Origin of the sequence: Kitasatospora sp. NPDC017646, assembly GCF_044329365.1 — a bacterium.
GTDB lineage: Bacteria > Actinomycetota > Actinomycetes > Streptomycetales > Streptomycetaceae > Kitasatospora.
The window spans coordinates 1-5486 of the sequence record NZ_JBIRJC010000107.1; the positions used below are offsets into that span (position 1 = coordinate 1).

10 protein-coding genes are annotated in these 5486 nt (G+C 68.4%); 3 read left to right on the forward strand and 7 right to left on the reverse strand.

The window, feature by feature from the left end; all coding sequences use genetic code 11:
- Positions 1 to 142: IS3 family transposase (locus tag ACH4J0_RS42705; protein WP_396246595.1), on the forward strand; the 142-nt coding region annotated here is incomplete at its 5' end.
- Here ACH4J0_RS42705 and ACH4J0_RS42710 read toward each other — a convergent pair.
- Both ACH4J0_RS42710 and ACH4J0_RS42715 read right to left on the reverse strand, forming a co-directional pair.
- Positions 102 to 503 (reverse strand): hypothetical protein, encoded by a 402-nt coding sequence (locus ACH4J0_RS42710; protein WP_396246587.1) that lies wholly within the window; start codon positions 501 to 503, stop codon positions 102 to 104. The genes ACH4J0_RS42705 and ACH4J0_RS42710 overlap by 41 nt on opposite strands.
- Entirely contained in the window at positions 500 to 1354 is an 855-nt protein-coding gene (locus tag ACH4J0_RS42715) for an IS5 family transposase (protein ID WP_396246596.1), read from the reverse strand. Before ACH4J0_RS42715 ends, ACH4J0_RS42710 begins: the two co-directional genes overlap by 4 nt.
- Positions 1355 to 1547: 193 nt before the next feature.
- Between ACH4J0_RS42715 and ACH4J0_RS42720 the strand changes: the two genes are divergently transcribed.
- Positions 1548 to 1961, forward strand: a complete 414-nt coding sequence (locus ACH4J0_RS42720) for a hypothetical protein (protein WP_396246588.1) — start codon at positions 1548 to 1550, stop codon at positions 1959 to 1961.
- A gap of 177 nt (positions 1962 to 2138) precedes the next feature.
- Here the strand turns inward: ACH4J0_RS42720 and ACH4J0_RS42725 are convergent, their stop codons facing one another.
- On the reverse strand, positions 2139 to 2432 hold the full coding sequence (locus tag ACH4J0_RS42725; RefSeq protein ID WP_396246589.1) for a hypothetical protein: 294 nt from the start codon (positions 2430 to 2432) through the stop codon (positions 2139 to 2141).
- Positions 2429 to 2917: a hypothetical protein gene (locus ACH4J0_RS42730; RefSeq protein WP_396246590.1), complete on the reverse strand. Its 489-nt coding sequence runs from the start codon at positions 2915 to 2917 to the stop codon at positions 2429 to 2431. The genes ACH4J0_RS42725 and ACH4J0_RS42730 overlap by 4 nt, the downstream gene beginning before the upstream one ends.
- 15 nt (positions 2918 to 2932) lie before the next feature.
- Here ACH4J0_RS42730 and ACH4J0_RS42735 point away from each other — a divergent pair, with 15 nt between their 5' ends.
- A complete protein-coding gene (locus ACH4J0_RS42735) occupies positions 2933 to 3145 on the forward strand; it encodes a hypothetical protein (RefSeq protein ID WP_396246591.1) in 213 nt (70 codons plus the stop codon).
- Positions 3146 to 3317: 172 nt separating this feature from the next.
- Here ACH4J0_RS42735 and ACH4J0_RS42740 read toward each other — a convergent pair whose 3' ends face one another.
- From ACH4J0_RS42740 to ACH4J0_RS42750, 3 genes are all read right to left on the reverse strand, one after another.
- Positions 3318 to 4481 (reverse strand): ATP-binding protein, encoded by a 1164-nt coding sequence (locus ACH4J0_RS42740; RefSeq protein ID WP_396246592.1) that lies wholly within the window; start codon positions 4479 to 4481, stop codon positions 3318 to 3320.
- 324 nt (positions 4482 to 4805) lie between these two features.
- Positions 4806 to 4994, reverse strand: coding sequence for a hypothetical protein (locus tag ACH4J0_RS42745; protein ID WP_396246593.1), 189 nt, complete (start codon positions 4992 to 4994; stop codon positions 4806 to 4808).
- 280 nt (positions 4995 to 5274) lie between these two features.
- A partial coding sequence (locus ACH4J0_RS42750) for an integrase core domain-containing protein (protein WP_396246594.1) occupies positions 5275 to 5486 on the reverse strand: 212 nt, incomplete at its 5' end.

A 5486-nucleotide genomic window follows, 5' to 3' on the forward strand; every position in this document is an offset into this window, starting at 1 on the left:
CGGCTACCGCAAAGTCTGGGCCGAACTCCAGCGACGCGGCCACACCGTCGCCCAGTGCACGGTCTCCCGCCTCATGAAAGCCGAAGGGCTGTCAGAGGACGTTAAGTCCGTTTCTGGTAACGACCTCGTTCAGGTTGGGTGAGGAAGCCTTGGCGAGTGAGGCGTCCGAGGCGGCTGCGGGTGATGTTTACGGACGCCTCGTCGGTGGGCATGCCGAGAAGTTCGTGCAGCTCGCGGGCCCGGAACGCCTGATTGGGGTGCTGGTTGAAGGCGTTCACGATGGCCTGGTAGGCCGTGTTCGTCTCGGGTGGATCGGGTTCGGATCCTGCTGCCGGTGCGATGTCTGCGATGATCTTTCGGGTGGTGCCCAGGTCCGCGAGGCGTGCGTTGGTCTCGGCCAGGGCGGCGGTGAGGTGTTCGATCTGACCGCGTAGTTCCCCGGCCCGGGTGGTGGCCTCGTCGTGCTGGGCCTGGAGGCCGGCCAGGAGCTCGGAGACGTTCACGCGGCCAGTCCGAGGGTGTCGCGCCAGGCTGGACTCGGTGTGGTGAGGCGGCGGGTCATGTTCGCGGTGGAGGCCCAGTAGACGCGTGAGGCGGAGGTGTCGGGCCGGTGGTCGTACTCACGGGCCAGGCGCCGGTGCAGCATCAGCGTGCCGTTCGTCTGCTCCACCACCCATCGCTTCGGCTGCGGGACGAAGCCTTTGCCCTGGTCGGCCGGGTTGCGGCGGATGACCTCGACGTCGATGTCCAGCAGGGCGCCGTGGATGATGACTTCGTCCTTGAAGCCCTGGTCCACCAGGGCTTTCTCCAGGCGGTTGCCGCACCGCTCGGCGGCTTGGTCGAGCAGGGCGGTGCCGGCGGCGTTGTCATGTGCGGAGGCGGCCAGGACGACGACGCCGATGATCAGTCCCAGCACGTCGACGACCAGTCCCCGCTTGCGCCCCGACACCTTCTTGTTCGCGTCCAGTCCCGTTGTGGTCTTCGGGACACCGGCGGCCGCGCGGACGGACTGGGTGTCGATGATCACGAGGGACGGGTCCTCTAATCGGCGAGCCCTCTCCCGTACCTGGCAGCGCAGGAGTTCCTGGATCCGCTGGTCGAGCCCGTCCTGGCGCCACAGGCCGAAGTAGTAGAACACCGCCGACCAGGACGGCAGGTCATGGGGCAGGTAGCGCCACTGACAGCCCGTCCGGTTCTGGTAGAAGATCGCGTTCACGACCTCCCGCAGATCACAGGCCCCCGGATCCCCGGTAGCCGACCGAGCCACCCGGTCCTGCTTCCAGGCCGTGATCATCGGCTCGATCAACGCCCACTGCTCATCCGATAAGTCGCTCGGATACGCCCTTCTGTCCATGCGCCGCAGAACATCACCCACACCCCGGCTGGCACGCCAGTACGGCCGACGTTCACACGAACGAGCGATCACGAACCGAGAGAAAGGGGACTTAACGTCCACTCAGGTCATCGCAATGCATGCTCTCAACTGTCCGCAGCACGCGACTGTGAGGCCGCGAGACCCTCGGCGGCCAACGGACGGGAGGAACATCATGCGCAAGAGGTTCAAGGTTCTGGCGATGTGCGCTGTCGCCGTCGCCTCGGTCGGGCTCAGCACCGCCCCGGCGTTCGCCGACAGCTACAGTCAGTACCAGAGCATGGTCGTTTCCATCAGCCACCAGGGCTGCTTTGGAACGATCGACGGCATGCACGACGACACCCAGGGCTACTGGGTGGCTCGCGCCGCATTTTACACCAGCTCTTCCCACGGCTGCACCGGAGCGCTCTACCGCAAGAAGGACGGCTCCAGCACCTGGACCGAGGTCAGCTATCAGAACTTCGTACCCGACGGCACCTGGACTCGCACCGGCTACCACTGGGACGGCCCCGGAGCCGAGTCGAAGGTATGCGTGAGCCAGTACGTCGGCGATCCCATCGGGAACGGAGCCTGCTCCGCACCCTGGTAGGTGCCTGACTCTGAAGCAGCCGGGATCTTGGAGGAGGCCCACCGCATCCCGGCAGCGTCAGCCCACGCCACACGATGTTCGCCGCCGTCCCGGTCGACATACGCGACCTCGAACCCCCGCACCAACGCCGGCGCCCCCACCGGCAACACTCCGAGCAACCGTCACACCACCCGATGATCAGACGCAGAAGTCCCGGTCCGTCAACGTCGCCACCTTCACCGAGACGGGTGGTCCGCCGCTAGCCAGGCTCACCGAGACTCCGCCGTGTTCATCGAGACAGGACGGCTGCGCGACGGACGCGGCCGGCGCAGCCTGGTCCGTTTCGACGCGCGGGGAAACGATGGAGCGGGCAGCAGCCGGGCCGGCGCCGCTTGATTCGACGCGCGGGGAATCAAGGCGGGTGGCGGCGGGCTGCGTACCCGGAGCGCCGGGTGGGAGTTGGCCGGGCAGGCGGGTGGTGTAGGTGGTCATGGCCGGCCTTTCGTGTCGTCGGAGGTGAGGGCGGGGCGGCGGGGCGCGGGCTGCATGCCGTCGGCCATGTCGTGCAGGTGGTGGACGGCGTCGTCCCAGCCCTGGCCGTACCAGTACGGGCCGGTCAGCGCGGTGGGGTGGTGCGGGACGGCGGCCAGCTGGTTCGCGGCCTGCCGCCAGGACGAGGCAAGGGCCGCCCTCATCCGGTCGAACTCCTCCACCAGGGCGGCCAGGTCGACGCCGGGCAGCGGGTCCGGCTCCTCGGCCAGGGCACGGGCCAGCCGGCCGACGGCAAGCCGCGCCCGCCGGGTGGTGTCCCAGGCCTCCGGCCGGTCCATACCGGCCGGAGGCGGGGTCTCGGCGGCGGTGGCCAGGACCTCGGCAGCGTGAGCGTCCAGCGCGTCGCGCACCTCGTCCTCGGACCAGACCGTCGTGCTGCCGCGATCGGTGCGGATCATCGCCTGAAGCCGCTCTCGTGCGTTCACCGGGTTCTCCTCTCCGTGCTGGGCAAGGCGCGCTCCTCGATGCGTGAGGGGCGGCCCGGTGCGCGGGCCGCCCCCGGGGCGGTGGTGTTACTGGTCGGTGGTGCAGTCGTGGTCGGCCTCCAGGGCCCAGCCACAGGCGCCGCATTCGGCGCGGCCGTCCCAGCCGATCTCGTCGCCTTCGTCGCAGTCGTGGTCGGCGTCGACCAGGGTGACGTCCTCGACTGGTGAAGAGGCGGTGTTCCAACCCTGCGCTATTCGGCTGGTTGAGCGTGACGGATGGCGTGCGGGGTGTCGATGAATGGACCCACTGCACGGTTTCGAGGCCCTGGTCGAGCACCGCGTGCTGTCGGCCGCCCTGCCGGCCCGGTTCCCAGGAACCGGCAGGGCGGCCTGTTACTGGTCAGTCCCGGCGGGCGCCCCGGACGATTCGGTCGACGACGGCTACGGCCCACTCCGGGTGCTCCTCCAGCCACCCGCCAAGGTGTTCCTGGACGGCCTGTCCGACGCAGGCGCGCACGGTGGCGTTGCCCAGCACGTCGCGGATGGCGCCGTGGAACTCGGGGTGGTCCAGTTTCACCGACACGACCGCCGTCAGGCCCTCGCCGATACGGTCGGTGCTGAGATCGGGGTCCGTCGCCGTCAGCAGCCGCCGCTCCCGCGCGTACGCGGTGACCGCGGCCGCCACCCCGTCGCGGAAGCCGCACTCGTGCGTGCCGCCGCCGGTGGGCCGGCTGTTGGCGAAGCTCCGGATCCGCTCCTCGCGGGAGCCATGCCAACGGAGGGCCACCTCCACCGTCCCGGCCATGCGCGGGTCCTCCCGCTCGAAGCCGACGACGTCCGAGTGAGCAGGTGCCTCCTCCTGCTCGTCGAGGAGGGCGACGAAGTCCCGCGCCCCGCCGGGGTACCGGAACCGCACAGACCGAGACGCGGCCGGGCGGCGCTGGTCGGTCAGAGAGATCTCCAAGTCCCGGTTTAGCAAGGCCAGTTCCCTGAATCGCTCCGCCAGTCCATCGAACGAGAACTCCGTAGTTCCGAAGATGTCGGTATCGGGCCAGAAGACGATGGTGGTTCCGCTTCCGGTCGACGTGCCCGCCTCGGTCAGCGGGGTGACGGCCACGCCGCGGGCGTACTCCTGGACCCAGCGGGTTCCCCCGCGTCGCACTTCGGCCGTCATCCGGCGCGACAGGGCATTGACGACGAAGGGCCCCACCCCGCAGAAGCCGAGCGTCACGTCGTGGCGGCCGCCGGGCCCCGCCCCGGTCTGCATGCGGGTCAGCAGGGCTTCGATGCCGGGGAGGCCGGTGCCGCCCGCTTCGTCGATGCGAACGCCCCGCCCGTCGTCGGTGACACACACGCCGCCGTCGGGGGTGAGAGTGATGTCGACGCGGCTGGCGTGACCGGCCAGGACCTCGTTGACGGCTCGGTCGGCGACCTCGAACACCAGGTGGCGCATGCCGCGTTCACCGGTCGAGCCGATGTACATCCCGGGCCTCTTCCGGATTGCCTCCCACCCCTCCAGCACCTGGATCTGGCTGGCGTCGTACTTGCTGGCTTCCTCACTCACAATGTCCCCTCCGATGCTGTCCAGCAGAACTCCTAAGCCTAGGCGAATCCTTGGAAAACACCAGGTCAGGCCACGTTTGCCAAGTGCGTGGACGGGCTTGTGGGAGCTTGTCCGGAGGTGGTTGACCCCGGGGTCGCGAACTGGCCCCGGATCGCTGCCACGGGCCCAGCGGAGCCGCGTACGGCACCGTTCCCGGCAGCCCCGAAGTCCCCAATTTCATGCGTTTGCGCGTCGGTCGGGGACACCACGTTCGTCGGCTTCACCGCCGGACTGATCCGATCCCTCACTGAACTCCCGCCCCGGCCAGACAGGGCAGCTGAACGCTCAGTCGCAGGTCTCCTGGCAGGCGGCGAGATAGTCGGTCCAGCTGTCGTTGGCGTACTGAGCCCAGGTGTAGGCGGTGTTCGGATGGATTCCGAACAGGTCGCTGATCACGATGGGCGGGAGGTCAGCGACGGCTTCGAGCATTGCGGTGTTGCGTGCGCTGATGACCGAAAGATCGTGCTGCTTCATGAGTGTGTGGAGCCGTCCTGCGCTGAGGGGCCGGTTCGGGAACCGTCCGGGTAGCAGGAAGGCGGGGCCGTGTTCCTGCTGCGGCCGGAGCATGAAGTGAGACCCCCGTTGCGCGATCTTCTGCTCGATCAGCCAGCCCAGCTTGGGCGGCAGCAGGACAGGATTGCGGTCGATGGTGAGGTAGGCGCTTCCCTTGTCGCGCTGAAACCGGTCGACGGTCAGTTCGGCGACACGGACGAGAGACAGAGCGTAGTGAACCGCCCCGGGTTCGATAGAGATCTCAGGTTGTGGTTGTGACCTGCGGCTTTGTGGTGGTGAGGTAATAGTCGGTCTCGTACTCGGCTGGCGGAACGTGGCCTATCTCACCGTGGAGCCGGCGGTGGTTGTACCAGTCGATCCACTCGGCGGTGGCGAGTTCGACCTGCGAGAGGGTGCGCCAGGGCCGCCGGGGCTTGATCAGCTCGGTCTTGAACAGGCCGATCGTGGACTCCA